This window comes from Gilvimarinus sp. 1_MG-2023, assembly GCF_030548285.1.
Genome location: NZ_JAUOSC010001178.1, coordinates 1 through 262 on the forward strand (window position 1 = coordinate 1; position 262 = coordinate 262).

Annotated in this window: 1 pseudogene; it reads left to right on the forward strand. The window is 52.7% G+C overall.

Going from position 1 to position 262, the window contains the following annotated elements:
* Positions 1-19: 19 nt before the first annotated feature.
* Positions 20-262 (forward strand): annotated as a pseudogene (locus Q4563_RS20570) (DNA replication/repair protein RecF); the annotation flags it as partial.

Genomic DNA, 262 nt, shown 5'->3' on the forward strand with positions numbered 1-262 from the left:
GCTTGAGCTGGAATGCGAGATGGGCGAGCCTGATGAAGAAAAAACACAGAACCTGTACAGCCTCCGTTTACGTAATGGTGACGTACTGTTTCGCCTCGATGGATCGGTACTGACATCCCAGGCACAGGTCGCCAGTTGCTTGCCGGTTCAAGTGATTGAGCCCAATACCTTCCGGTTACTGGTTGGATCTCCAGAAGACCGCCGCCAGTTTCTTGATTGGGGAGTGTTCCATGTGGAACCTGGCTTTATCGAAGAATGGCGG